Origin of the sequence: Altererythrobacter aquiaggeris (assembly GCF_037154015.1) — a bacterium.
GTDB lineage: Bacteria > Pseudomonadota > Alphaproteobacteria > Sphingomonadales > Sphingomonadaceae > Aestuarierythrobacter > Aestuarierythrobacter aquiaggeris.
Genome location: NZ_JBANRL010000001.1, coordinates 252,558 through 275,604, shown reverse-complemented (window position 1 = coordinate 275,604; position 23,047 = coordinate 252,558). Strand labels below are relative to the sequence as shown.

Genomic DNA, 23,047 nt, shown 5'->3' with positions numbered 1-23,047 from the left:
CTCCCTATCCAACCTAAATTATGATATCATATTTATATCAAATTTGAGAGAATGCAAGCAGAACCGTATCAGTGCTGGCGGATCACCGTCAAAAATGCCTCGCCATAAGCCTCCTGCTTTTTCACGCCGATGCCCGATACACCGGCCAGATCGTTCATCGAGCGCGGCCGCCGCGCCGCCATGTCGCGCAAAGTGCTGTCGTGAAAAATGACATAGGGCGGTACGCCGGCATCGGTGGCCAGTTCGCGCCTCAGCTCGCGCAAGGCATCGAACAGCGGATCGCCCACCGGGTTGAGCCCGGCCCCGCCGCCGCGCTTCCCGCGCGTGCGCTCGCGTCTGGGCGGAAGCACGATTTCAACCGCCTTTTGCCCTTTGAGTATTTGCGGTGCATCACCGCCCAGCGCCAGGCCGCCATGCTGCGTGGATATCAGCGCACCGCGCGCCTGCAATGCGCGCGCCACCGGCCGCAGCAGTCCCGCTTCTTCGCCATCGACGATGCCGAAAACCGACAGCATATCATGTCCGCGCTGCGTGATCCGGTCATCGGCATGGCCGGTCAGCACTTTTTGCAAATGGCCAAACCCGAAAGACTGGCCGGTACGGTAAACCGCACTGAGCAATTTGCGCGCCACTTGCGTCGCATCGGTAACGCCGGGCGTTTCAAGGCAATTGTCGCAATTGCCGCATTTTGCCGGCGGATCCTCGCCAAAATGCCGCAACAGGATGGCGCGGCGGCAAGTGTGTGTTTCGACCAGCATCGCCAATGCATCAAGCCGTGTCCGCTCGGCCTGCTGGCGCGCTTGTTCGACTTCGCCCACACGCTGGCGGGCCAGGGCGAAATCCCCTGCACCCCACAGCAGGACGGCCTGCGCGGGATCACCATCGCGCCCCGCCCGGCCGGTTTCCTGATAATAGGCTTCGATCGATTTGGGGATGCCCGCATGGGCGACAAACCGGACATCGGGCTTATCGATCCCCATGCCGAATGCGACGGTCGCGACAATCACGGTATCTTCGCTGGCCACAAATGCCCGCTGGTTGGCCACCCGCTGTTCTGGCGGAAGTCCGGCATGATAGGGCAATATGTCGCGCCCGGTCGCGGAGCCGAGCCTTGCGGCCAGATCCTCGACCTTCTTGCGCGTCGGCGCGTAAATGATGCCGGGGCCGGGGTGCTGCCCGATAAGTTCGGTCAATTGGCGCACGGGATTGTCGCGGTGCCGGATCGCGTAGCGGATGTTGGGCCGGTCAAACCCCGCAACCACCAGACCATCAGCGGGAATTCCCAGTTGGGCAAGGATATCGTCCCGCGTGGCGGCATCGGCGGTTGCCGTCAGCGCCAGCCGCGGAACCGCAGGATATTCATCCATCAACGGTCGCAACTGACGATAATCAGGCCGGAAATCGTGCCCCCACTCCGACACACAGTGCGCTTCGTCGATCGCAAACAGACTGATGTCTGCGCGGGACAGCAGATTGCGGAAATCAGGGCGGCTCGCCCGCTCCGGGGCGATATAAAGCAGATCAAGCTCGCCGCCGAGCAGCGCCTCGATGGTTTGCGAACGATCACTGTCCGCGCTTGTCAAGCTGGCTGCGCGAATGCCGTTGGCCCGCGCCGAATCGATCTGGTCATGCATCAACGCGATGAGCGGGGAGACAACCACGCAGGTTCCGCGCATCAGGATCGCGGGCAATTGGTAAGTAAGCGATTTTCCGGCACCGGTTGGCATCACCGCCATTGCGGAGCCACCGCCAAGCACGCGCTCGATAATGTCCAGCTGAACCCCGCGAAATCCTTCAAATCCAAAGGTTTCCCGCAAAACCCCCAGCGGACTTTCTTGGGCAATCGACACATTCGGGGCACCATGTTCCATTGCCGCGTCCCTGCCAGAGCGATTTGCCGTTGCAAATACGGAGAGCTTGTTTGCACCCATCTAAGTCGGGCGCTACAATGCTGTTCGCGGGGCCGTGAACCTTGCACAGAGTTTTTGGAGAATATGAAATGAAGAAATCCGCTATCTTTGCCTGTACTGCAGCATTTGCGCTTGCCGCGTGCGGAAGCGCCGATGATGCATCGGAAGATGCCACCGCAGACACGGTCGAGATGCCTGCAGATGCGGCCATGACCAACGTGACCGAAGAGCCTGCTGCAGATGCCGGTGCCGACGCGGTAAGCGACGCTGCTGCAGATACTGATGAAACCGTCACTGAAACGCAGCAGACGAAGGCCGAAAACGCGGCAGAAGCTGCTGAAGCGGCGGCTGCAGACGTCAATGCAGCCATCAGAAAAGCCGAAGCTGCCGCCGAAAATGCATCCAAGGCTGCCAATGCCGCGGCGGACGCTGCTAACTAGGCACTGTGCCCGCGTTGTGATGACAGCGGGATCGGATACAGGACGGGCGCGTGGCAGATTGCCCCGCGCCCGTTTTTTTGGCCCGTTTTTTTGGCCCGTTTTTTTGGCCCGTTTTTTTTGGCCCGTTTTCTTTTGGGCTGGCACAGCTAGAGTGAAATCATGAAAAAACATTTCCCTACCGCCCGCAATCATGCCGCCATCCTGTGCTTGTTGATTGCCGGGTGCGGGCCTGCGGACAACGAAAGCGGCCCGGGCGGTGTAAGCGTGGGCGAGGCGAAAGCGTTGGATGATGCTGCCGAAATGATCGAGGCGCGGCGCCCGCAGCCCGGGCTGTTGACGCGCGACAAGACGGCGCCAGAGAAAGACAGCGCTGCGGAAGAACCAAGTGTCATGCGCCCGGCCGATTGATTAGCGCACGGGGCTGTTGCATAAGATTTAAGCGAACGATTAACCCGTCAAAAGGATGCCGCCCATGAATGAACTGATCACATCGACCGGCGGAATGGATGGCGAAATATTCGACCAGTTCCTCGACCAGCTCAAACGCTATGTCCGTGACCGGCTTATTCCCGCGGAAGAACAGGTGATCGCACAGGATATGATCCCCGACGAGATTTTGGACGAAATGCGCGAAATGGGGTTGTTCGGGCTGACCATGCCCGAAAAATATGGCGGCGCCGGTATGAATATCCCGCAATATGTCGAAACGATCCGCGTGCTGAGCTATGCATTGCCGGCCTATCGTTCGATCACCTCGATCAATCTGGGAATGGTATGTTCGGCGGTGAAGAACGGCGGGACAGAAGAACAACGGCAGGAATTTCTGCCCCGTCTGGCGGCGGGCGAGATTGCGTGTTTCGGCTTGACCGAGCCGGGCAGCGGTTCGGATTCGGCAGCCATGCAGACCACTGCGGCGCGCGATGGCAACGGCTATGTCCTGAACGGTACGAAGCGTTACATAACCAACGCGCCATTTGCCAGGATCGGTCTGATCATGGCGCGAACCCAGCGCGAAAACCAACCCAAGAACGCGCATGTCAGCGCATTCCTCGTCGATATGGACACACCCGGCATCACGCGCGGCAAGTCGGACAAGAAGATGGGTCAGGCCGGCAGCCATATCAGCGACATCATTTTTGATGATGTGCATATTCCCGGCAACGCATTGCTCGGGGGCGAGGAAGGTCGCGGGTTTGCAACCGCGATGCAAAGCCTCGACAACGGGCGGCTGTCGGTTGCCGCCGCCAGTGCCGGCTACGCGCAGCGGATATTGGATACTGCGGTACGTTATGCGACCGAACGCAAGGCTTTTGGCGAACCGATTGCGCAGTTTCAACTGATTCAGGCGATGCTGGCCGACAGCAAGGCCGAGATTTACGCGGCCGAATGCATGATCCGCGATGCTGCCGCCAAAGCCAATCAGGGACGCGCGATTATCGAGGCGGCTTCCGCCAAGATGTTTGCATCCGAAATGTGCGGCCGCGTGGCCGACCGCTGCGTACAGGTGCACGGCGGCGCAGGTTATCTGGCCGAATACGAGGCAGAACGGTTCTACCGTGACAGCCGCATTTACCGCATTTACGAAGGCACGACGCAAATCCTGCAACTGGTCATCGCCAAGAATATGCTGCGCGAATTTGCAGCCGGAGCGGCAGCGTAAATGTATGATCTGCTGAAAGGCCTCTCTATTGTAGAGGTTTCCAGCTTTGTCGCGTCGCCCACGGCCGGCCTTTATTGCGCGCAAATGGGCGCCGAAGTCATCCGCGTGGACCAGATTGGCGGCGGACTGGATTATGACCGTTACCAGCTGACCCGGGACGGCCGTTCACTGTCGTGGGAAAACCTGAACCGCGCGAAGAAGAGTGTCGCTCTGGATATGCGCCGCGCCGAGGGGCGCGAACTGGCCGCCGAACTGGCGCGGGCCACGGGGCAGTTGATTACCAATGTTCCCGAACATAGCTTCCTGAGCCACGAGCTGGTATCGGCGGGCCGCGCTGACATGATCACCGTGCGGATCATGGGCTGGCATGACGGGCGTCAGGCGATGGATTTTACCGTCAATGCCGCCAGCGGCTATCCGATGATGTCCGGCCCGGTCGAACTGGGCGAAGGCGATCCGCAAGGCGCCCCGCCCGTCAACCAGTTGCTTCCCGCATGGGACTTTATCACGGGCGCCTATACCGCGTTCACGCTGATGGCTGCGCTTCGGCACAGGGACCGGACGGGTGCCGGCGGCGAAATCCGTATTCCGCTGGGCGATGTCGCCATCGGCACTGTTGCCAACAGCGGCGCGATGGCCGAAATGCTTTACCGCGGCGGTGACCGCGAACGGCTTGGCAACGCGATCTGGGGTGCATTCGGGCGCGATTTCATGACCGCAGACGGCCAACGCATGATGCTGGCGGCGCTGACCGACAAGCAATGGTCCGCGCTGGTCGAGGCGCTGGGTCTGTCCGCGCAGATCGCCGCGATCGAGGCCAGGCATGGCCTGTCCTTTGCGCGCAGCGACCATAACCGCTTCACCCACCGGGCCGAATTGTTTGCGTTGTTCCAGCAGGTCATCGGCAAGCTGGACTGGGCGGCCCTCGCCAGCCGGCTGGGCAACGCAGGCGCGACGTTCGAGCGTTACCGGACAATGCACGAAGCGGCGACCGATCCCGATCTGGTCACCAATAACCCGCTGTTCGGCCCTTCGCCCGGCAACCCCAGCGGATTCGAATATCCCGCGGCCGGATCGATTGCGAATATTCCCGGCGAAACTCGCGGCAATCCCCGCCCGGCGCCGTTTCTTGGCCAGCATAGCGAAGAAGTTCTGGCCGAGCGTCTGGGACTTTCATCAGGCGCCATTGCAAAGTTGATCGACAGCGCAATCGTCGCGTGCAGCGACGCACCGGACCACAGGAAATCGTCATGACTTTACGCCGCGCCGCAATCGTCAGCCCGCTTCGCACGCCGGTCGGCAAATTTCTGGGTTCGCTTGCTCCGCTTGAAGCAGGGCCGCTGGGTGCGGTGATCCTGAAGGCACTGGTCGAGCGCAGCGGCGTCGATCCCGAGCGGGTCGATGATGTCATTTTCAGCCAGGGTTACGGCAGTGCTGAGGCCCCGGCTATCGGGCGCTGGAGCTGGCTTGCCGCCGGTCTGCCGATTTCGGTGCCTGGCTATCAGCTGGACAGACGCTGCGGGTCGGGCCTGCAGGCGGTCGTCAATGCGGCAATGATGATCCAGACAGGCGCTGCCGATATGGTCGTTGCCGGCGGTGTCGAAAGCATGTCCAATGTCGAACATTATACGACAGGCATCCGTCAGGGCGTTCGCTTCGGCGATCTGACCATGCACGACAGGCTGACACGCGGACGGCTGATGTCGCAGCCGATCGAACGTTTCGGAGTGATCAGCGGCATGATCGAAACCGCCGAAAATCTTGCCGCCGATTATGACATTGGCCGCGAGGCATCCGATGCCTTTGCCGTGCGCAGCCACCAGAACGCCGCTGCGGCGTGGGAGGCGGGCAAATTCGGCGCGCAACTGGTTCCCGTCGATGTCCCCCAGCAGCGCGGCGATCCGGTCAGGTTTGCCAGGGACGAAGGTTTCCGCGCTGATGCCAGTATGGAAACGCTTGGCGCGTTGCGCGCAATCGAAGGCAAGACCAATCCTGCTGCTGTCGTAACCGCAGGCAATGCCAGCCAGCAAAATGATGCTGCCGCGGCGTGTCTGGTGGTGGCGGAAGATATGGTTGATGAGCTTGGTCTTGAACCGCTGCTGTGGTTTACCGGTTGGGCTGCAGCGGGCTGCGATCCTGCGCGGATGGGTATTGGCCCGGTTCCTGCGGTCGATCGTCTGTTCGGGCGGACCGGCATGGGCTGGGATGATATCGGCCTGATCGAACTCAACGAAGCCTTTGCGCCGCAAGCTCTTGCAGTCATGAAAGGCTGGGGCTGGAGCGACGATGACAGCCGCCGCGATCTGGTGAATGTGAACGGTTCGGGTATTTCGCTTGGTCATCCTATCGGCGCGACCGGCGGACGTATTCTGGCCGATATGGCGCATGAAATGCACCGCCGCGAGGTACGCTTCGGGCTTGAGACAATGTGCATCGGGGGCGGTCAGGGCATCGCGGCCATCTTCGAACGCGCATGACTGACCAAGGCTATGATTTTGCCGGTTGGATCGGCCGGACATTGCAATCGGAGGACCGGCTGAGCGCCGCCAGATCGCGCCGCTGGCTGGCGACATTCGACCTTCAGCACCCTGCCGACAGCGCCATGCCGCAAGGGATCCACTGGTGCCTTTGCACACCCGAAGCACCGACCCGCGCGCTGGGCGAAGACGGGCACCCCCGGCGTGACACATCACCCGCCAGTTTCCTTCCGCCGCTGACCCTGCCCCGCCGGATGTGGGCCAGCAGCGAGATTGAATTTCTCGCACCGATTACCCCGGGTTCGAAAATCGAACGTACGACCACGATCAAGGCAATCTCGCAAAAGCAGGGCGGCAGCGGACCGCTGGTCTTTGTTACTCTGGAGCATGAAACCGTTGCCAGTGGCCGGCTGGCTGTGCGCGAAGATCAAACTCTGGTTTTCCGCGGCGCCGCTTCACCCGGTAGCACCTTGTCGCCGCCACCGCTGGCTGACACCGCTTTCGATGCTTCGCAATGGCAGGCGACCCGCATGGTGATGCCCGATCCGGCGTTGCTGTTCCGTTATTCGGCGCTGACTTTCAACAGCCACCGGATCCACTATGATGCGCCCTATGCCAGTGACATCGAGCGTTATCGCGGGCTGGTGGTTCACGGGCCGCTAACTGCAACATTGCTGCTGGACCATGCCGCACAGCAATTGGGCGGCAATGCCCTGGCGCGTTTCAGCTTTCGCGGAACCAGCCCGGCAATTGCAGGCGAAGAGCTGATCCTGGCCATGCGCGGTGCTGGCGAGAATATCGAACTGGGCGCATTTGCGGCTGACGGCCGGCAAGTGATGCAGGCCGCGGCGGCCTTGCGGCAATAGGCCCTTCACATCATGGTGTGAAATCGGGGATCGGCTTCAGCACGCTATAGCTTTCCTCCAGCGGTTCATGCCCGAGCGGCGGAAATTCCAGTTCCTGCGGCTCGCAATGCGTATCGGGCAGCCGGTCGAGCAGATTGCGGATCAGTGTCAAACGCCCCTGTTTCTGGTCGTTGAAATCCACCAGCGTCCAGGGTGCATGGCCGGTATGCGTCGCTTCGAGCATCCGTGCCCGCGCGCTGGTATAGGCAGCATATTGCTGCCGCGCCGCCAGATCGACGGGTGACAGTTTCCAGCGTTTGAGCGGATCGTCCAACCGTTCCGCTAGCCGTTCTTCCTGCCGGGCCTGATCGGTCGTCAGCCAGTATTTGAACAGCAGAATACCGTCGTCCGTCAGCATTTTCTCGAAAACCGGCGCTTGCTGGAGGAACAGCGCGACCTGTTCTTCGGTTGCAAAGCCCATCACGCTTTCGACGCCGGCGCGGTTGTACCAGCTGCGGTCGAACAGGACGATCTGCCCCGCCGATGGCAGATGCTTCACATAACGCTGGAAATACCACTGCGTGCTTTCCTCTTCGCTGGGCTTGGGCAGCGCGGCGGTGGTGCATTGGCGCGGATTGATCGGATTGCTCAATGCCGAAATCGCGCCTCCCTTGCCCGCCGTATCGCGCCCTTCGAAAACAACCACGATGCGGGCGCCGGTAACCCGCGCCCAGCGGGCCATTGCCACCAGCTCCTGTTCGAGCGGCGCCAGCACATTTTCGTAATCTTTCTGTTTCATAAACCCTCCTGTCCGGCCTGAACCCGTTTGTCTAACCACAAGGCTGGTGATAGGGTCTGCTCCAGATTATGGCTACATCGGTTGAACCACACAGCGACTACACGCGCCTGCCCGAAATGCCGGATGATGTGTTTACCGCGCCGCTCAAAAAGCCCGGACATCTGGGTGATGACTGGCTGGAGCCCGAGCAGAACGTATATTCGTCGGACGATGATGCAATCTGGAACGATCTGTTCGCGCGGCAAATGGATATTCTGCCCGGACGCGCGGCGACCAGTTTCCTGCGCGGGCTGGACAAGCTCCATCTCGGCAATGGCGGGGTTCCCAGCTTTGACCGGCTGAGCACCGAACTGGGCGCGATGACCGGGTGGAGCGTGGTGCCTGTACCGATGCTGATCCCCGATCACGTGTTTTTCTGGCATCTTGCCAACCGCCGCTTCCCGGCGGGCAATTTCATCCGCACGCGCGACACTTTCGACTATATCCAGGAACCTGACGTCTTCCACGATGTGTTCGGCCATGTCCCGATGCTGACCGATCCGGTCTATGCCGACTATATGCAGGAATATGGCAAGGCCGGCTGGAAGGCTATGCGTTACAACCGGTTAAAGGCGCTTGGCGCGCTCTACTGGTACACCGTCGAATTCGGTTTGATAGCGGAACCGGACGGCGTGCGTGCCTATGGCGCCGGGATCCTGTCCGGCCCGATGGAAGCGCAATTCGCGGTCGAGGCGCAATCCCCCAACCGCATCATGCTCAACGTGGACCGCGTCATGCGGACCGATTACGTCATCAGCGATCTTCAGCCGACCTATTTCGTGATCGAAAGTTTCGAAGATTTGTACCGGCAGACGGTAGAGCGAGATTTTGACCGGCTTTACAACAACTTACCGCCCGCCTTTACCTATGCAAACTCGGCGGTGATCGATGTCGATAATGTCGTGCATCGCGGTACGCAGGAATATCTGCTGCGGGGCGGACGGGGTAGCGGCGCGAAGGCTGTTTAGCCAGCGTCGCCGAAGAGCCTCAATTCGCGGCAGTGCGCTGGGTGAAGTTGGCGATACCCAGCGAGACCAGCGATCCGCCAATGGCAAAGAACAGCGTTTCCAGCGCAATGCCCTGAAGCACCGAAGGCCCTGCCAGAAGCACAGCGACTGCGGCAGCGCCAATAGCGCCCGCGGTCACGTTGACCACAACGTTCTGCCGCCCTTCGATTTGGGTAAGTATTGATGCGAGCCACCCCTGGGTCGCGCCGATAACGAGGACAATAAACAAACCCATTACAACAAATCGATCCTTTCATGACTAAAAGACACGAAGCGGACGATGGTTCCTCAAATGGATAAGCCGCCGTTAACCTTTTGGTTCGCGGATCAGCGCATGGTGAGCCAGGCTATCGCTACTATGCCGATCACGATCCGGTACCAGGCAAACGGGGCAAATCCCGCGCGGCCGACATAGGCGACAAACATCCTGATAACTGCCAGTGCGACGACAAAGCTGACCGCGAACCCGACCGCAATTTCCGACCATCCGACCGTGCTGGTGCCAGCCATCAACTGATCACCCTTGGTCGCCAGTTCGAGCGTGGAGGCACCGATCATCGTCGGCACCGCCAGGAAAAATGAAAATTCGGCAGCCGTTTTGCGGTTCACACCCATCGCCAATGCGCCCATGATTGTCGCACCCGAACGGCTAACCCCGGGCACCATGGCCAGACATTGGGCCAGACCGATAAAAATCGCGGTTTTAAGCGGCATATCGCCAACCTCGGTGTAATTGCCCGGTTTGGCGACCTGTTCGATAGCCAGTATCGCGATCCCGCCGATAACCAGCGCCCATGCCACCAGCATCGGGCTGCCCAGCATGATATCGATCTGGTCCTTGAACGCGAGGCCAAGAATGACCGAAGGCAGCAACGCCACCAGCAGATTGCGCAGAAAATTCAGGCCTTCGCGTTCCAGCCGCAGGACACCCATTCCGGCTTTCCAGAAGGTGCCCCAATACTGATAAACCACAGCCAGAATCGCACCCAGCTGGATCACGACATTGAACAGCGCCCATTGCGCCGCATCATAGCCGAACAGTTCGGATGCGAGGATCAGATGCCCGGTCGAGGAGACAGGGACAAATTCGGTCAGGCCCTCGACGATGCCGAGCAGAATTGCGGTGAGTGTGAGATTCATGGCGGAGCCAATGAAGGAAGGTGTTCAATGAAGCAAGAGCGGCGAAACCAGAGCGGCGAGGCCATATCGGTCCCGCCGCTCTGTTACTCATGTATTCGGCGCTGCACAGGCAGCCGGCCGCATCACCAGATACGCACACGCTCTTCGGGTGCCAGATACAGGTCATCGTCAGCCGTCACGTTGAAGGCATCATACCACGCATCAAGATTGCGCACCGCGCCATTCACGCGGAATTCCTCGGGTGAATGCGGGTCGGTTTGCAGACGCTGGCGGCCCATGGCCTCGCGCTGCATCGAACGCCACACCTGGCCCCAGGACAGGAAGAAACGCTGATCGCCGGTCAACCCGTCGATAACCGGGGCTTCTTTGCCGTTCAGCGACAGGCGGTAAGCGCGATACGCCATCGAAAGGCCGCCGACATCGCCGATGTTTTCGCCCAGAGTAAAGCGCCCGTTGACGCAGGTTTCGCCGCCATCATACGGGCAGTAGGCGTCATATTGCGCCGCCAGCCGGTCGCCCAGTTTGGTAAACCGTTCGAGGTCTTCCTTGCCCCACCAGTTGCGCAAAGTGCCGGTGCCGTCATATTTCGATCCCTGATCGTCAAAACCGTGGCCGATTTCATGCCCGATCACGCCGCCAATCGCGCCGTAATTCACCGCCGGATCATTGCTGGCACTGAAAAACGGACGTTGCAGGATGGCAGCCGGGAATACGATTTCATTGAACACCGGATTAAAATAGGCATTTACCGTCTGCGGCAGCATACCCCATTCGGTTTTATCGACCGGCTTGCCCAGCTTCGACAGATTGTCGAGACGGTTCCATTCGCCTGCCGACATCCGGTTGCCCAGCGGATCATTGCCAGCGACAGTCAGCCCGTCATAAGTTTCGAACGTATCGGGATGGCCGATTTTCGGATTGAATGCATCCAGCTTGGCCTTGGCCGCGGTTTTTGTCTCGGGCGTCATCCAGTCGTTTTCGGCAATGCCCTGCGCCATCGCGGTGCGCAGATTTGCAACCAGCTCGTCCATCGCAAGTTTGCTTTCGGCGGGGAAAAACCGCTCGACATAGCTTTTGCCCAGCACTTCGCCGAGCTGGCCTTGCGTTGCGGCAATCGCGCGCTTCCAGCGTGGTTGCTGCTGTTCCTGTCCGCTCAGCTTGGTGCCGTAAAAGGCAAAATTCGCCGCATCCAGCTCGCTGGAGAGCACTGCAGCGTTGTTCGAAAGGAAGCTCTTGGCCATGTAAGCCTGCAGCAAGGGCAGCTGCGTTTGGGTAAGCAGCTTCATCATTGCGGGCGTGCCGCCGCCGATTCCGGCCAGTATTTTTTCCGACAGGCCCAGCTGTGCGGCTTCTGCTGCACTTGGCGGAATTTGCGGCGCAAGGAATGTATCCTGATCGCCAAAACCGCCCGCCTCCAGCACTGTTGCCAGCGGGAAATCGCCGGCCAGCTTCATAAACTCGTCGCGCGTCAGCTTGTTATAGGTCAGATCGCTGTTGCGGATCGCAGTCCGGTCCCATTCCAGTTCCGCCACCTGTTTTTCAAAGGCGTACACCGCCAGTGCGGTGCCAGCCGCATCATCATAACCCGCCTTATCGAGCAGCAATGTCAGATATTCGATATAGGAAGCGCGGATATCTTCGTTACGCTCGTTATCGACGAGGTAATAATCGCGGTCGGGCAGGCCCATACCGTCGAACCCGACCGACACGATGTAGCTGTTGGGATCCTTGCTATCGACCGAAACGCCGGCGGCAATCATGCCGGAATAGCCGGGCTTGGAAAACAGGACAGCCAGCTGGTCGAGCGTGGCGGCCGAATAAATCTCGGAAAGATAGGGATAGGCAGGTGTCAGGCCGCTGGCATCGATCGCTTCGACATCGAGAAAGGCATTATAGGCATCGACAATCCGGCGCTCGCCAGTGCCGGGCGCAGGGTTGGCAGCAACCAGTTCGTCAACCAGCGTCTTCACATCGTCGCGCGATGCCTCGCCCAGCGCGTCAAACGCGCCGAAGCGGGCCTTGTCGGCAGGAATGGTGTTTTCAGCAATCCATTTACCATTGACGAATTCGAAGAAATCATCGCCCGGATCGACAGACTGATCGATCGTGGAAGGATCGACCCCCCAGGTGCCGTAAACCATTTCAGGCGCTGTGCTGTCGGCGTCTTGCGCCATGGCGGGTACGGTTAATGCAAGCGCGGCAGCAGATGCCCCGGCAAAAAGGGTGCTCTTGATCATTCAGTTAGGCTCCACGGGTTTGAATTGAGACAATTCTTTCGAGAATTAATACCGGCTACACGAAATCAGGCCGCTGGTTAAGGGCCCGAACGACCTTAGCCGACCCGATCATGCACTTGGTCGAATTGTAGCGCGGCAAGCCGGGCATAAAGCCCGCCCGCAGCAGACAGGTCGCTGTGCGTCCCCTGTTCGACAATCCGGCTGTCTTCCATCACGATTATCCGGTCAGCCGCACGGACGGTGGCAAGCCGGTGCGCGATGACCAGTGTCGTGCGCGATGCCATCAGACGGTCCAGCGCGTCCTGCACCAGTTTTTCGCTTTCTGCGTCAAGCGCGCTGGTCGCTTCGTCCAGCAACAGGATCGGCGCATCGCGCAGCAGCGCGCGGGCAATCGCGATGCGTTGCTGCTGGCCACCCGACAAACGCGCCCCGCTTTCACCCAGAAAGGTGTCGAGCCCCTGCGGCAATTGTTCGAGAAATTCTGCCGCATTGGCCGCGCGCGCCGCTTCCCAGATTTCTTCATCGCTGGCGGCCCACTGGCCGTAGCGCAGATTGTCGCGCGCATTGGCGGCAAACAACACTCCGTCCTGCGGCACCAGCGCCATCCGGTTGCGGATTTCTGCAGGATCGGCGCTTGTCAGCGGCACTCCGTCCAGCCGGATCGTGCCTGCCTGCGGATCGTAAAACCGCTCCGCCAATTGGAAGATGGTGGATTTGCCCGCGCCTGACGGGCCGACAATTGCAACCGTCTCCCCCGGTTCGATCTCGAGGCTGAAATCCTTGAGCGCGGCAATTTCGGGCCGGGTCGGATAACGGAAGGTTACATTGCGGAACGACAGGCTGCCGCGCGGGGGCTGCGGCAGGGCTGTCGGACGCTCGGGCGCGCTGATCGCCGGCTTTTCGTTGAGCAATTCGTTCAACCTGCCCGCAGCGCCGGCCCCGCGCAGCAGATCGCCGTACACTTCGGTCAATGCGCCAAATGCGCCGGCGGTGATGGCCCCGGCAACGACGAATGCCAGAATCGTCCCGCCCGAAAGATCGCCTTCTGCCACCAGCAACGCACCGCGCCACATCACCAGTACAATGGATCCGAAAATCAGCGTGATGATAATCGCGGTCATGGCTGCGCGGATTGTAATCCGCTTTCTGGCCGTATCGAATGTCCGCTCCACCGCCCCCTCGAACCGCTTGGCCTCGCGGTCCTGCTGCCCGAACGCCTGGACGATTTTCATCGCGCCAAGCACTTCGGACACCATCGCGCCGACATCCGCCACGCGGTCCTGACTCGACCGGCTGATGTTACGCAGCCGCCGCCCGAACACCGCAATCGGGATTATGATTACGGGAATGGCGATCAGCATTGTGGTGGCCAACTGCGGGGCCAGCCAGAACAGATAGACCGTGCCGAGCACTGCCATGATCGCATTGCGCAGCGCCACCGATACGGTGGTCCCCACGACCTGTTCGATGATCGCCGTATCCGAAGTCATGCGCGAGGATATTTCCTTGGGCGAATTATCTTCGAAGAATGACGGCGCCTGGCGCAGCAGATTGGCATGCACCCGCTCGCGCAGATCGGCGACCACCCGCTCGCCCAGCCAACTGACGAAATAAAACCGGAATGCCGTAGCGATGCCCAGCACGCCGACGATCAGCAGCAGATACCGGAACCAGCGCCCGATATCCGCGGGATCGCCTCCGGCAGCAAACCCCCGGTCCACCACCAGCCGCAACCCGGCCGGTATCGCAAGCGTGGCTGCAGCGCTGACCAGCAACGCCAGCAGCGCATACCCCACGCGGTCCGGATATTTGACCAGTTCGCGCCAGATCATGGTCAGCGGGCCAAGCGACTTTGCCGGCTTGGGTTCGCTGGATGGGGGCCGCTGGCTTGCCGTATGCGGTGTTTCGGGAGAACTCATGGCGCGCCCATAGACCATGAATTGGCTGCATGAAAGCTGGCAACCGGGCCCGGGGCGCGGGTGATTTGGCAAATATAGTGCATTGCAACATGGGCGGGTTCGGTTCAGGGTGCAGTGCACAATAGCCATTCAGGCACCGCAGGGGACTATAATTTGCTCTATCATATGCATGAAATGCAGCGTTCGTGGCTGGCCGGTGCCAGCGCCTGGGCGTCCATTTCATCCCAGATGCTGTCCAACCCGATGATGCCGATGGGCTATCTGGGTCTGGGCCCGATGGCCGCTTCTGCGCTTGAAGTGTTCGCCCACGCCGCTGCTACACGCGGTAAGCCGGAATTCGGGATCGAGACGGTCGCCGTGGACGGCAAGGATGATGTCGTCGTCGAAAGCATCGTGGTGACCAAGCCGTTTGGCGATCTGCTGCGCTTTCGCCGTGAGGGTTTGCCCAAAAGCGCCCCCAAACTGCTGATCGTCGCGCCGATGAGCGGGCATTACGCAACGCTGCTGCGCGGCACAGTCGAACGGATGATCGAAAGCGCCGAAGTGTACATCACCGACTGGGCCGATGCGCGCGCAGTGCCGGTGAAGGAAGGCCGCTTCGATCTTGACGATTATATCGATTATCTGGTCGAATTCATGGACCACATCGGCCCCGGCAGCCACATGATGGCCGTATGCCAGCCGTCCGTGCCCGCACTCGCCGCGACCGCACTCATGAATATCGACAAGCATCCTGCGCGCCCTGCCACGCTCACCATGATGGGCGGCCCGATCGACACGCGCGAGAGCCCCACCACGGTCAACGATATGGCGATGGACCGCCCGATCGAATGGTTTCGCGGGAATGTTATTGCCACCGTTCCGCTGTCCTATCGCGGCAGCGGCCGTAAAGTGTATCCCGGCTTCCTCCAGCTCGCCAGTTTCATGAGCATGAACCTGGGCGCGCATATGCAAAGCCATTACGAGATGTTCAAACATCTCAACGCGGGTGACACCACCAGCGCGGATGCGACCAAGGATTTCTACGAAGAATATCGCAGCGTTTGCGACATGACTGCCGAATTCTACCTCCAGACAGTGGAAGAAGTGTTCCAGAAACACTCGCTTCCCAACGGCACATTCGAACATAAGGGCAAAATCGTCGATCTGGGCAAGATCACCGATACCGCGATCCTTTGCATCGAAGGCGAGCGGGACGATATTTCAGGCGTCGGCCAGACCAGGGCCGCGCTGAAACTGGCGACCGGACTGCCGGAGAAAAAGAAGCGTTATTACCTCGCCGAAGGGGCCGGCCATTACGGCATCTTCAACGGCAGCAAATGGCGCGAAAAAATCGCCCCGCAGGTCGAACAGTTCATGCGCGAGCACGCTGCGAAGAAAGCGGACCTGAAAGCGGTAGCCTAGGCGTCAGTCGGCGGGCCGGACCGCTTCCGGTCTGCGCCCGAAAATCCGCCTGACGAAATTGCGCGCTTTGATCAGCAGCCAGACCGTCAGCGCCAGCAGAACCGCCGCAATACCGCCGGCGACATAGGGATATTCGTAGGTCGCATAAAGCAGGCCTGCCGTGGCGACATCCTCCGCAGTCGAGACGACGATGTTCGAAACGGGTTCGGGGCTGGTATTGACGACAGCGCGCGCTCCGGCCTTGCCGCCATGCGCCAGAAGCGCGCCGCCGCCGCCCAGAACAAAGGCGATGACCTGCACCGCAGGATCGGACGGATCGACAATTGCCAGCGCCAGCATCGCGCCGCCCACCGGCCGGACAAACGTATGAACGGCGTCCCAGACAGTGTCGAGAAACGCGACCTTGTCAGCAAAAAACTCGAGCACGGCGGCAAGCCCCGCCGCACCCATCACCCACGGATTGGCCAGCACCTGCAGGCTTTCCAGATGTTCGGGCAGCGGCAAGGCGCCCCATTGCATCGCCAGCCCCGTGGCAAACACAGTCAGATACAGCCGCCAGCCCGATAACAGGCTGATACTTCCGGCAATCCCGATAATTTCCATGACGCCCATCAGCGCAAGATGCGCCCGATTCTTGCGCGAGGCAAGATTGCGGGTCTGTATTTCCTCACGGCTGGTTGGCTATGCACCGCCTCCGCCCGCGCCCGGCGTCCGAGGCGGCTCCGTCAGGAGCCTGACAAAAAACCGCGAGAGGAAACCGACTTCCTCCCGCGGCCGATGCTGTGACTTTAATCAGAAGATTTCGAACAATCCGGCAGCGCCCATACCGCCGCCGACGCACATGGTGACGACCGCATATTTCGCGCCGCGGCGCTTGCCTTCGATCAATGCGTGGCCGGTGCAGCGGGCGCCCGTCATGCCGTAGGGGTGTCCGATGGAAATCGAGCCGCCATTGACGTTGAGAATATCATTATCGATGCCCAGACGGTCGCGGCAGTAAATGACCTGTACAGCAAATGCTTCGTTGAGTTCCCACAGACCGATATCGTCCATTTTCAGATCGAAGCGTTCGAGCAGTTTGGGGATCGCGAAGACCGGGCCGATGCCCATTTCGTCAGGCTCGGTTCCGGCGACTGCCATGCCGACATAGCGGCCGAGCGGGGTCAAGCCGCGCTTTTCGGCAACCCTGGATTCCATCACGACGCAGGCGCTGGAACCGTCTGACAGCTGCGATGCGTTACCCGCAGTGATCGTCATGCCCGGGCCCATCACGGGATTGAGTGCCTGCAGGCCTTCCAGCGTGGTGGAGGGGCGATTGCCCTCGTCCTTGGCGATGGTCACATCGACATCGCTGATTTCGCCGCTTTCCTTGTCCTGGACCTTCATGGTGGTCGATACGGGCACGATCTCGTCGTCGAACTTGCCCGCTTCCTGCGCGGCGGCAGTGCGCATTTGCGAGCTGAGCGCATATTCGTCCATCGCTTCGCGGCTGACGTCGTAACGCTTGGCAACCGTTTCGGCGGTTTGCAGCATGTTCATGTACACATCGCCGTGCATCGCGATCAGTTCGCGGTCGGGCGCGACGCGCATTTCGGGCGTTTGCACCAGACTGATCGATTCCTGACCGCCCGCTGCAACGATATCCATCCGGTCAACGATGACCTGCTTGGCCGCTGTGGCAATCGTCATCAGGCCCGATGAACACTGGCGGTCCAGGCTCATCCCCGAAACCGTGATCGGAAGGCCCGAGCGCAAGGCAACCTGACGGCCGATGTTGCCCGCCTGGGTGCCCTGCTGCAGCGCAGCGCCCCAGACGACATCGTCAAATTCCGCCCCTTCGACGCCCGACCGCTCGACCGCGGCGGCGAGTGAATAGGAGCCGAGCGTTGCGCCTGCGGTGTTGTTGAAAGCGCCCTTATATGCGCGGCCGATGGCCGTGCGGGCGGTTGATACGATTACTGCGTCGCGCATGGCGAACTCCTTGGTTAATTACAATCAGGTCTGGTTTCGCGGAAGGAATGTCCGGGGATCAGACGAAGTACTGGGTTATCCATTCGGTGATCAGCGCGGGCTTTTCCTCGCCTTCGATCTCGATGGTAATCTCGCAGCTCTGTTGCCACTGGCCGGGACGTTTCTCGGTCATTTCGGTCAGTTTCCAGTGGCCGCGAATACGCTTGCCGCTGCGCACGGGCGAAATGAAGCGGGTTTTGTTGCCGCCGTAATTCACCGCCATCTTGATCCCGTCAACGCGGGGAACATCGCTGTTCGCGGTCAGATACGGGATCATCGACAACGTCAGAAAGCCGTGCGCGATGGTGCCGCCAAACGGCGTCATCTTGGCCTTTTCCTCGTCGATATGGATGAACTGGTGATCACCGGTCGCATCGGCAAATTTGTTGATCCGGTCCTGCGACATTTCGGCCCATTGGGATTTGCCGATGTTTTCGCCGATTTTGGCTTCGATTTCCTGCGGGGACATACGCCTCTCCTCAATAATTACCTGCTGGTCGAGGTGTTACATGGCGCATGATCGGGCTTACTGCAACGCGGGAGAGCCTGCCGTTACGGTATCGCGGGGCTTTATCGCGTTCGCGGCTTCGGGTCGGTGTCTTACCCGCCCGGCCGGCTGCGAATCGGTGCGGCGGCAATATGACCACAGCCCGCACTGGATGGCCAGAATCAGCAAGATGAACGGCTGGAAGGCAATTCCGACAAACAATGCCCCGACCAGCGCGGTAAGCTGCGCCATTTGCAGGGCATTGGCCAGCGGTGCCTGCCATTGTTCGGCAGCGCCCGTGCGCGCTTTCCAGCGCCGCCGGATGCGTTCCATCTGCCAGACACCGCTGGCCTGCAACAGCATCCAGAGCGCGAACCCGAAATAGCCCTGCTCGCCCAGCATTTCGAAATAGCTGGAATGGAACGCGCGGGCTTTGTCCGTCACTTCTTCGGACACGATCTTGCGGTTATTGCCTTCGCCTTCCGCTGACCGGGTGTTGTACGTGAAGCTATTGCCAAGATAGACATTGAAGCCCCCGCCGCCGGGGTTTTTCGCAACATAGTCCAGCGTCCATTGCCACACCGCCACACGGGTTGATGCGGATTCGTCGCCTTCGTGGTTGTTGATCGTGCCCATCCGCTGCGAAAAACTGTCCGGCAGGAACGGCACGGTGGCCATGCCCAGCGCAGCGACCGCAAAAAGATAGGTAAAACGCCGCTTCACCTCGCGCAGCATCATGACCCCCAGCGCGATGATGCAGATCAGGCCCGTGCGCGCAGCCGTGCCGACCGGGATCAGCAGGCACGCAAAGATCAGTCCGGCAGAAAACAGCCGGACCCGCCAGTCTTTGGGAAAAATCGTCCCGTGATTTACCAGCCAGCGGACCAGGGGGATGCTGGCCACCGCAACGCAGGCCAGCGTCGATGTTTCATACAGACCGTAATCGGCATCGACCAGCAGTGGCAGTTTGCCATATCCGCCGCCGCCCGATCCGATCGTCTTGATACCCCCGCCGATCACGATCGCCCCCAGCGTCAGGATCATGGTGAGGATGGTGGCTTCGAACCTGAGCCGCGTCGTCAGCGTAAGCGGCAGGAAAATGGCGAAGACCATGGCTTTCCACACCCAGGCCCATTTTTCGAGCGCGGCCTCGGGGAAATCGGCGGTAAATGTGGTCAGCGCGCAATAGCCCAGCAGCAGAACCATCAGAAACTGGCGGTAGGTGAAACGGCTTTTCGATTTGTCGTCGATCATCAGCCAACCGGCAAAGGCGGCGGCAAAGGCGACCAGCGAAACGGGGATTGCCTGAATAAGCGACCAGCCGATCTTTTGCGGCACCAGCACATCAATATAAATATAGGCCATAACCCAGATAAACGGACGGCGCACACCGGCAGCCAGCAACGCAATAACAAAGGTAAACAGCGCCAGATCGAGCATCTGGCCTAGCGGTCCCGGCGGCTGCAACGCGGACGTTTCGCCGTGTCTTCGCTATCCAGATCGGCGCGCGTCATCAGCCTGACAACCGCAAGGGCAAGCAGGCCGTGGGTCAGCACAAGGGCAAAATAGTCGATCAAGCACGCGGTTCCTTCATCCCGATATGCGCGCAGTAACACCGTCCGGTTGACGCGGCGTTAAGGCTATCGAGCTAAAGGACCGGGATGACCCGCGTTCTTCACGTTCTCGACCATTCTCTGCCGCTGCACAGCGGATATACATTTCGCACGCGCGCCATCCTGTCGGCCCAGCAGGCATCGGGCATCGATGTCCGCGGGATAACCGGCCAACGGCATTTGGCAGACGGGCCGCCCGCGGAAACACATGATGGCCTGACCTTCCACCGGACACCCGGCTGCGCGAGCGGACCGGCTGCGCTGCGCGAATGGCGCGAGATTGGCGCGCTTGCCCAGGCCATCGTGCACCTGGCGGCCGACTGGCGGCCTGATGTGCTGCACGCGCATTCGCCCGCACTATGCGGCGCCGCTGCGATAATCGCGGGGCGGAAGCTGGACATTCCGGTGGTGTACGAAATCCGCGCTTTCTGGGAAGATGCGGCGGTCGGCAACGGAACCGGCAAGACGGGATCGGCGAAATACCGTCTGACCAGAGCGCTGGAAAACCGCGTGGTGGCGGCTGCGGATGCCGTCTTCACGATCTGTCACGGCCTGCGCGATGATCTTGCCGCGCGCGGCCATCCTGCGGGCAAAATCGGGGTTATGCCCAACGGCGTCGATCTGGCCATGTTCGGCAGCCCGCCGCCGCGCGATAATGCGTTGGCTGGCAGCCTTGGCTATTCCGGCAACGCGCAGGTTATCGGCTATGTCGGCAGTTTTTACGATTATGAAGGGCTGGACGATCTGATCGCCGCGATGCCCGAACTGATCGCAAGCGAGCCGGATGCCCGATTGCTGTTGGTCGGGGGCGGGCCGATGGACGCCGCCTTGCGCGCGCAGGCTGCGGCATCGCCTGCGGCGGGGGCAGTCCATTTTACCGGACGCGTCCCGCATTCCGGAGTCGAGCGGTATTATTCGCTCATCGACATTCTCGCTTATCCGCGCAAGGCCAGCAGGCTGACCGATCTGGTTACCCCGCTCAAACCGCTGGAAGCGATGGCGCAGGGCCGGCTTGTGGCCGCATCCGACGTCGGCGGACACCGCGAATTGATGAGCCAAGGGGTAACGGGCCGCCTGTTCGCGCCCGACGATCCGGCGAGCATCGCAAGCGAACTGGCGTTGCTGCTGGCGGACCGGACCGACTGGGCCGGGATGAAAAGCCGCGCCCGCGCCCATATTTCCGCGCATCATGACTGGGCGCGCAACATTCGTCGTTATCAAGACGTTTACCAAACCCTGTTATCGCCCGAGGCCAGACCGGACCTGTCCCGCGCCGCTTGAAGGTGTGCGGACCATTCAGGGCCGCACAACGGGGTACAAGCACAGTGGCAACAATCGAGCGTCAACCAGCCGGCAAAAAACCGGTCAGCAGCCACCGGCTGTTTCCCGCAATCGTTGCATTGTGGTTTGCCGCATTATTCGGCGTGGGCAGTCTGGTTTTGCCCACACCGCTGATCGAACGTGTCGCTGTGGCGAGCGGTTTGGCGGGCATGGTCGCTGCTGCACAGCCACCGCTGGGCGTGACAGCCAAATTGCTGATTGCGCTGGTGGGATCGGGCTTTGGCATCGTGCTGGGGATATTTATCGCGCGCAAAATCGCGGCATCGCAGCGCAGCCTGTCTGGCGTAAAGTCGCCGCCAAGCGTGCGCGCCACCGATCGCCATCCCGATGCTCCCGCACGCAGGCCGATTTCGGCGCCGGATGAGTTGGGCGATGAGTTGGGCCATGAGTTAGGCGAGCAACCGGGTGAAGATCGGGGTGCATCCAGACCGCCTGCGGCGGTAGTAGAACCCGCCAGACTGCCCGGCCGCCGACGCGCGCTGTCATTGAACAATGAAGAATCCCGCAGCGAATATCTTGATGTAGCGCCGCTGCCGGGACATAATTATGCCGAAGAGGCGTTACCCGATATGTCCGGATTTGCTCCTGAAGCAAGCCCCGAACCCGAACCGGAACCTGAACACGGATACGATTGGGACGATACGGCCGAGGCGGGGATCGAACCACTCGAACTGGGGGACTTCTCGGTTGAACCCGGCGAACGGTTCACAGCCGGCGCGCTGCCGCTTGAAACGCCTCTGGACGCGCAGCCGGACGTGTCCGCCGCGCCGCCGCAGGATGAGCCATCGGGCAATGAACCTTTAGCCTGTAAGCCTCTTGCGGACTTGAATATCGTGGAACTGGTCGAGCGGCTGGGTATGTCGATCAGACACTATCACGAAGCCGGGGCAGCGCCGCCGCAGCAGTCCGCGCAAGCTTTCCCGCGCGAGGCGGAACCTGCGCCGCCTGCCCGCTTACCCGATGCATTACGCACCCTGGATTTTCATGACCGAGATGACGGTGATGACTGTGATGACTGTGATGATGCGCCTGAAGGCGCGGAGGATTTCATTCCGGCGGCAAGCCTGAAAATGCCGCAAATGCCGCAAATCCCGCTCGACGCAGCCATCCACCGTGCGGCGCCGGAAGCTGCGAATGCCGAACCAAAACAGATGTTTGTGCCAGCCGCAGCGGCGGAAGCCGAAGCGCCCTCACGCTTTCCGCTTCCTGCAGAGCCGATTGTCGAAGACGCCGACAGTCCGCAGATCGAAGATGAAGCCGAGAGCGAGGACGAGAGCACCTACAGCTCGCTTCTCGCCATGCGCAATCCGTTTATGGACGGCGCAGAACCGTTCCGTATCGAAGAATTCGAAGACCCTGATGAAATGGACGGATCGGTGCAGCCAATGGTCATTTTTCCCGGCGGCAGTGAGAACGTGCGACACCGCGCGCGCGATAATGCCAAGGAAGCTACGGCAGAGAACTCCGGAGAAGCGGAATCATCCGATGCCCGGTTTGCTGCGGCTGCCACGCAGATCAGGACCGCGCTGCCGGATTTCGGGGCCGCCGGTGACCAGAAAAATTCCGCCACCCAGGACACCGAAGAGGCGCTGCGCGAAGCGTTATCGACGCTACGGCGCATGAGCGGTGCGGCCTGACCGGGGCATCCGGTCTCATTTGAAACAAACAAAACTTGCCCGTTCCGCATTCGAAATAGTGCGTCTTCGCGGTTGCAATAAT

21 protein-coding genes are annotated in these 23,047 nt (G+C 60.6%); 10 read left to right on the top strand and 11 right to left on the bottom strand.

Going from position 1 to position 23,047, the window contains the following annotated elements; all coding sequences use genetic code 11:
* Positions 1-68: 68 nt before the first annotated feature.
* Complete coding sequence (gene recQ / locus WFP06_RS01345) at positions 69-1,871, bottom strand: DNA helicase RecQ (protein WP_336985465.1); 1,803 nt, start codon at positions 1,869-1,871, stop codon at positions 69-71.
* A 128-nt stretch (positions 1,872-1,999) separates the two neighbouring features.
* Here recQ and WFP06_RS01340 point away from each other — a divergent pair, with 128 nt between their 5' ends.
* The 6 genes from WFP06_RS01340 to WFP06_RS01315 all read left to right on the top strand — a co-directional run bounded on the left by WFP06_RS01340 (position 2,000) and on the right by WFP06_RS01315 (position 7,353).
* Positions 2,000-2,350: a hypothetical protein gene (locus tag WFP06_RS01340; RefSeq protein ID WP_336985464.1), complete on the top strand. Its 351-nt coding sequence runs from the start codon at positions 2,000-2,002 to the stop codon at positions 2,348-2,350.
* A gap of 159 nt (positions 2,351-2,509) precedes the next feature.
* Positions 2,510-2,758 carry a hypothetical protein gene (locus WFP06_RS01335; protein ID WP_336985463.1) on the top strand — a complete coding sequence of 83 codons (249 nt, stop codon included), beginning with the start codon at positions 2,510-2,512 and terminating at the stop codon, positions 2,756-2,758.
* 64 nt (positions 2,759-2,822) lie between these two features.
* Entirely contained in the window at positions 2,823-4,010 is a 1,188-nt protein-coding gene (locus tag WFP06_RS01330) for an acyl-CoA dehydrogenase family protein (protein ID WP_336985462.1), read from the top strand.
* The gene (locus WFP06_RS01325; RefSeq protein WP_336985461.1) at positions 4,011-5,264 is read left to right on the top strand and encodes a CoA transferase; all 1,254 of its coding nucleotides are present in this window, start codon (positions 4,011-4,013) and stop codon (positions 5,262-5,264) included.
* Positions 5,261-6,487, top strand: a complete 1,227-nt coding sequence (locus WFP06_RS01320) for an acetyl-CoA C-acetyltransferase (protein WP_336985460.1) — start codon at positions 5,261-5,263, stop codon at positions 6,485-6,487. The genes WFP06_RS01325 and WFP06_RS01320 overlap by 4 nt, the downstream gene beginning before the upstream one ends.
* Positions 6,484-7,353, top strand: a complete 870-nt coding sequence (locus WFP06_RS01315) for an HTD2 family dehydratase (protein ID WP_336985459.1) — start codon at positions 6,484-6,486, stop codon at positions 7,351-7,353. The genes WFP06_RS01320 and WFP06_RS01315 overlap by 4 nt, the downstream gene beginning before the upstream one ends.
* Positions 7,354-7,363: 10 nt before the next feature.
* Here the strand turns inward: WFP06_RS01315 and ppk2 are convergent, their stop codons facing one another.
* On the bottom strand, positions 7,364-8,131 hold the full coding sequence (ppk2, locus tag WFP06_RS01310; protein WP_336985458.1) for a polyphosphate kinase 2: 768 nt from the start codon (positions 8,129-8,131) through the stop codon (positions 7,364-7,366).
* A 68-nt stretch (positions 8,132-8,199) separates the two neighbouring features.
* On the opposite strand from ppk2, the gene phhA reads away from it, so the two are divergent.
* Positions 8,200-9,138, top strand: coding sequence for a phenylalanine 4-monooxygenase (phhA, locus tag WFP06_RS01305; protein ID WP_336985457.1), 939 nt, complete (start codon positions 8,200-8,202; stop codon positions 9,136-9,138).
* A gap of 19 nt (positions 9,139-9,157) precedes the next feature.
* Here phhA and WFP06_RS01300 read toward each other — a convergent pair whose 3' ends face one another.
* The 4 genes from WFP06_RS01300 to WFP06_RS01285 form a co-directional block, all read right to left on the bottom strand.
* Positions 9,158-9,412, bottom strand: coding sequence for a hypothetical protein (locus tag WFP06_RS01300; RefSeq protein WP_336985456.1), 255 nt, complete (start codon positions 9,410-9,412; stop codon positions 9,158-9,160).
* 92 nt (positions 9,413-9,504) lie between these two features.
* On the bottom strand, positions 9,505-10,317 hold the full coding sequence (locus tag WFP06_RS01295) for an undecaprenyl-diphosphate phosphatase (protein WP_336985455.1): 813 nt from the start codon (positions 10,315-10,317) through the stop codon (positions 9,505-9,507).
* A 122-nt stretch (positions 10,318-10,439) separates the two neighbouring features.
* On the bottom strand, positions 10,440-12,554 hold the full coding sequence (locus WFP06_RS01290) for a M13 family metallopeptidase (RefSeq protein WP_336985454.1): 2,115 nt from the start codon (positions 12,552-12,554) through the stop codon (positions 10,440-10,442).
* Positions 12,555-12,649: 95 nt separating this feature from the next.
* Complete coding sequence (locus tag WFP06_RS01285) at positions 12,650-14,473, bottom strand: ABC transporter transmembrane domain-containing protein (protein ID WP_336985453.1); 1,824 nt, start codon at positions 14,471-14,473, stop codon at positions 12,650-12,652.
* Between the two features lie 153 nt (positions 14,474-14,626).
* Here WFP06_RS01285 and WFP06_RS01280 point away from each other — a divergent pair, with 153 nt between their 5' ends.
* Entirely contained in the window at positions 14,627-15,877 is a 1,251-nt protein-coding gene (locus WFP06_RS01280) for a polyhydroxyalkanoate depolymerase (protein WP_336987594.1), read from the top strand.
* A gap of 3 nt (positions 15,878-15,880) precedes the next feature.
* Here the strand turns inward: WFP06_RS01280 and WFP06_RS01275 are convergent, their stop codons facing one another.
* The 5 genes from WFP06_RS01275 to WFP06_RS01255 form a co-directional block, all read right to left on the bottom strand.
* Positions 15,881-16,489, bottom strand: coding sequence for a DUF4126 domain-containing protein (locus WFP06_RS01275; protein WP_336985452.1), 609 nt, complete (start codon positions 16,487-16,489; stop codon positions 15,881-15,883).
* 180 nt (positions 16,490-16,669) lie between these two features.
* The gene (locus WFP06_RS01270) at positions 16,670-17,848 is read right to left on the bottom strand and encodes an acetyl-CoA C-acyltransferase (RefSeq protein WP_336985451.1); all 1,179 of its coding nucleotides are present in this window, start codon (positions 17,846-17,848) and stop codon (positions 16,670-16,672) included.
* 58 nt (positions 17,849-17,906) lie between these two features.
* Positions 17,907-18,356, bottom strand: a complete 450-nt coding sequence (locus tag WFP06_RS01265; protein WP_336985450.1) for a MaoC family dehydratase — start codon at positions 18,354-18,356, stop codon at positions 17,907-17,909.
* A gap of 57 nt (positions 18,357-18,413) precedes the next feature.
* A complete protein-coding gene (locus WFP06_RS01260) occupies positions 18,414-19,814 on the bottom strand; it encodes a putative O-glycosylation ligase, exosortase A system-associated (RefSeq protein ID WP_336985449.1) in 1,401 nt (466 codons plus the stop codon).
* 5 nt (positions 19,815-19,819) lie between these two features.
* Positions 19,820-19,951: a hypothetical protein gene (locus tag WFP06_RS01255; protein WP_336985448.1), complete on the bottom strand. Its 132-nt coding sequence runs from the start codon at positions 19,949-19,951 to the stop codon at positions 19,820-19,822.
* A gap of 84 nt (positions 19,952-20,035) precedes the next feature.
* On the opposite strand from WFP06_RS01255, the gene WFP06_RS01250 reads away from it, so the two are divergent.
* Positions 20,036-21,268, top strand: coding sequence for a TIGR04063 family PEP-CTERM/XrtA system glycosyltransferase (locus WFP06_RS01250; RefSeq protein WP_336985447.1), 1,233 nt, complete (start codon positions 20,036-20,038; stop codon positions 21,266-21,268).
* Between the two features lie 44 nt (positions 21,269-21,312).
* Complete coding sequence (locus WFP06_RS01245; RefSeq protein WP_336985446.1) at positions 21,313-22,965, top strand: hypothetical protein; 1,653 nt, start codon at positions 21,313-21,315, stop codon at positions 22,963-22,965.
* Positions 22,966-23,047 lie beyond the last annotated feature (82 nt).

What these genes read in the sequence shown, in the direction of transcription:
- recQ (WP_336985465.1), bottom strand. Translation starts at nt 1,871, where the DNA reads ATGGAACATGGTGCCCCGAATGTGTCGATTGCCCAAGAAAGTCCGCTG.
- WFP06_RS01340 (WP_336985464.1), top strand. Translation starts at nt 2,000, where the DNA reads ATGAAGAAATCCGCTATCTTTGCCTGTACTGCAGCATTTGCGCTTGCC.
- WFP06_RS01335 (WP_336985463.1), top strand. Translation starts at nt 2,510, where the DNA reads ATGAAAAAACATTTCCCTACCGCCCGCAATCATGCCGCCATCCTGTGC.
- WFP06_RS01330 (WP_336985462.1), top strand. Translation starts at nt 2,823, where the DNA reads ATGAATGAACTGATCACATCGACCGGCGGAATGGATGGCGAAATATTC.
- WFP06_RS01325 (WP_336985461.1), top strand. Translation starts at nt 4,011, where the DNA reads ATGTATGATCTGCTGAAAGGCCTCTCTATTGTAGAGGTTTCCAGCTTT.
- WFP06_RS01320 (WP_336985460.1), top strand. Translation starts at nt 5,261, where the DNA reads ATGACTTTACGCCGCGCCGCAATCGTCAGCCCGCTTCGCACGCCGGTC.
- WFP06_RS01315 (WP_336985459.1), top strand. Translation starts at nt 6,484, where the DNA reads ATGACTGACCAAGGCTATGATTTTGCCGGTTGGATCGGCCGGACATTG.
- ppk2 (WP_336985458.1), bottom strand. Translation starts at nt 8,131, where the DNA reads ATGAAACAGAAAGATTACGAAAATGTGCTGGCGCCGCTCGAACAGGAG.
- phhA (WP_336985457.1), top strand. Translation starts at nt 8,200, where the DNA reads ATGGCTACATCGGTTGAACCACACAGCGACTACACGCGCCTGCCCGAA.
- WFP06_RS01300 (WP_336985456.1), bottom strand. Translation starts at nt 9,412, where the DNA reads ATGGGTTTGTTTATTGTCCTCGTTATCGGCGCGACCCAGGGGTGGCTC.
- WFP06_RS01295 (WP_336985455.1), bottom strand. Translation starts at nt 10,317, where the DNA reads ATGAATCTCACACTCACCGCAATTCTGCTCGGCATCGTCGAGGGCCTG.
- WFP06_RS01290 (WP_336985454.1), bottom strand. Translation starts at nt 12,554, where the DNA reads ATGATCAAGAGCACCCTTTTTGCCGGGGCATCTGCTGCCGCGCTTGCA.
- WFP06_RS01285 (WP_336985453.1), bottom strand. Translation starts at nt 14,473, where the DNA reads ATGAGTTCTCCCGAAACACCGCATACGGCAAGCCAGCGGCCCCCATCC.
- WFP06_RS01275 (WP_336985452.1), bottom strand. Translation starts at nt 16,489, where the DNA reads ATGGGCGTCATGGAAATTATCGGGATTGCCGGAAGTATCAGCCTGTTA.
- WFP06_RS01270 (WP_336985451.1), bottom strand. Translation starts at nt 17,848, where the DNA reads ATGCGCGACGCAGTAATCGTATCAACCGCCCGCACGGCCATCGGCCGC.
- WFP06_RS01265 (WP_336985450.1), bottom strand. Translation starts at nt 18,356, where the DNA reads ATGTCCCCGCAGGAAATCGAAGCCAAAATCGGCGAAAACATCGGCAAA.
- WFP06_RS01260 (WP_336985449.1), bottom strand. Translation starts at nt 19,814, where the DNA reads ATGCTCGATCTGGCGCTGTTTACCTTTGTTATTGCGTTGCTGGCTGCC.
- WFP06_RS01250 (WP_336985447.1), top strand. Translation starts at nt 20,036, where the DNA reads ATGACCCGCGTTCTTCACGTTCTCGACCATTCTCTGCCGCTGCACAGC.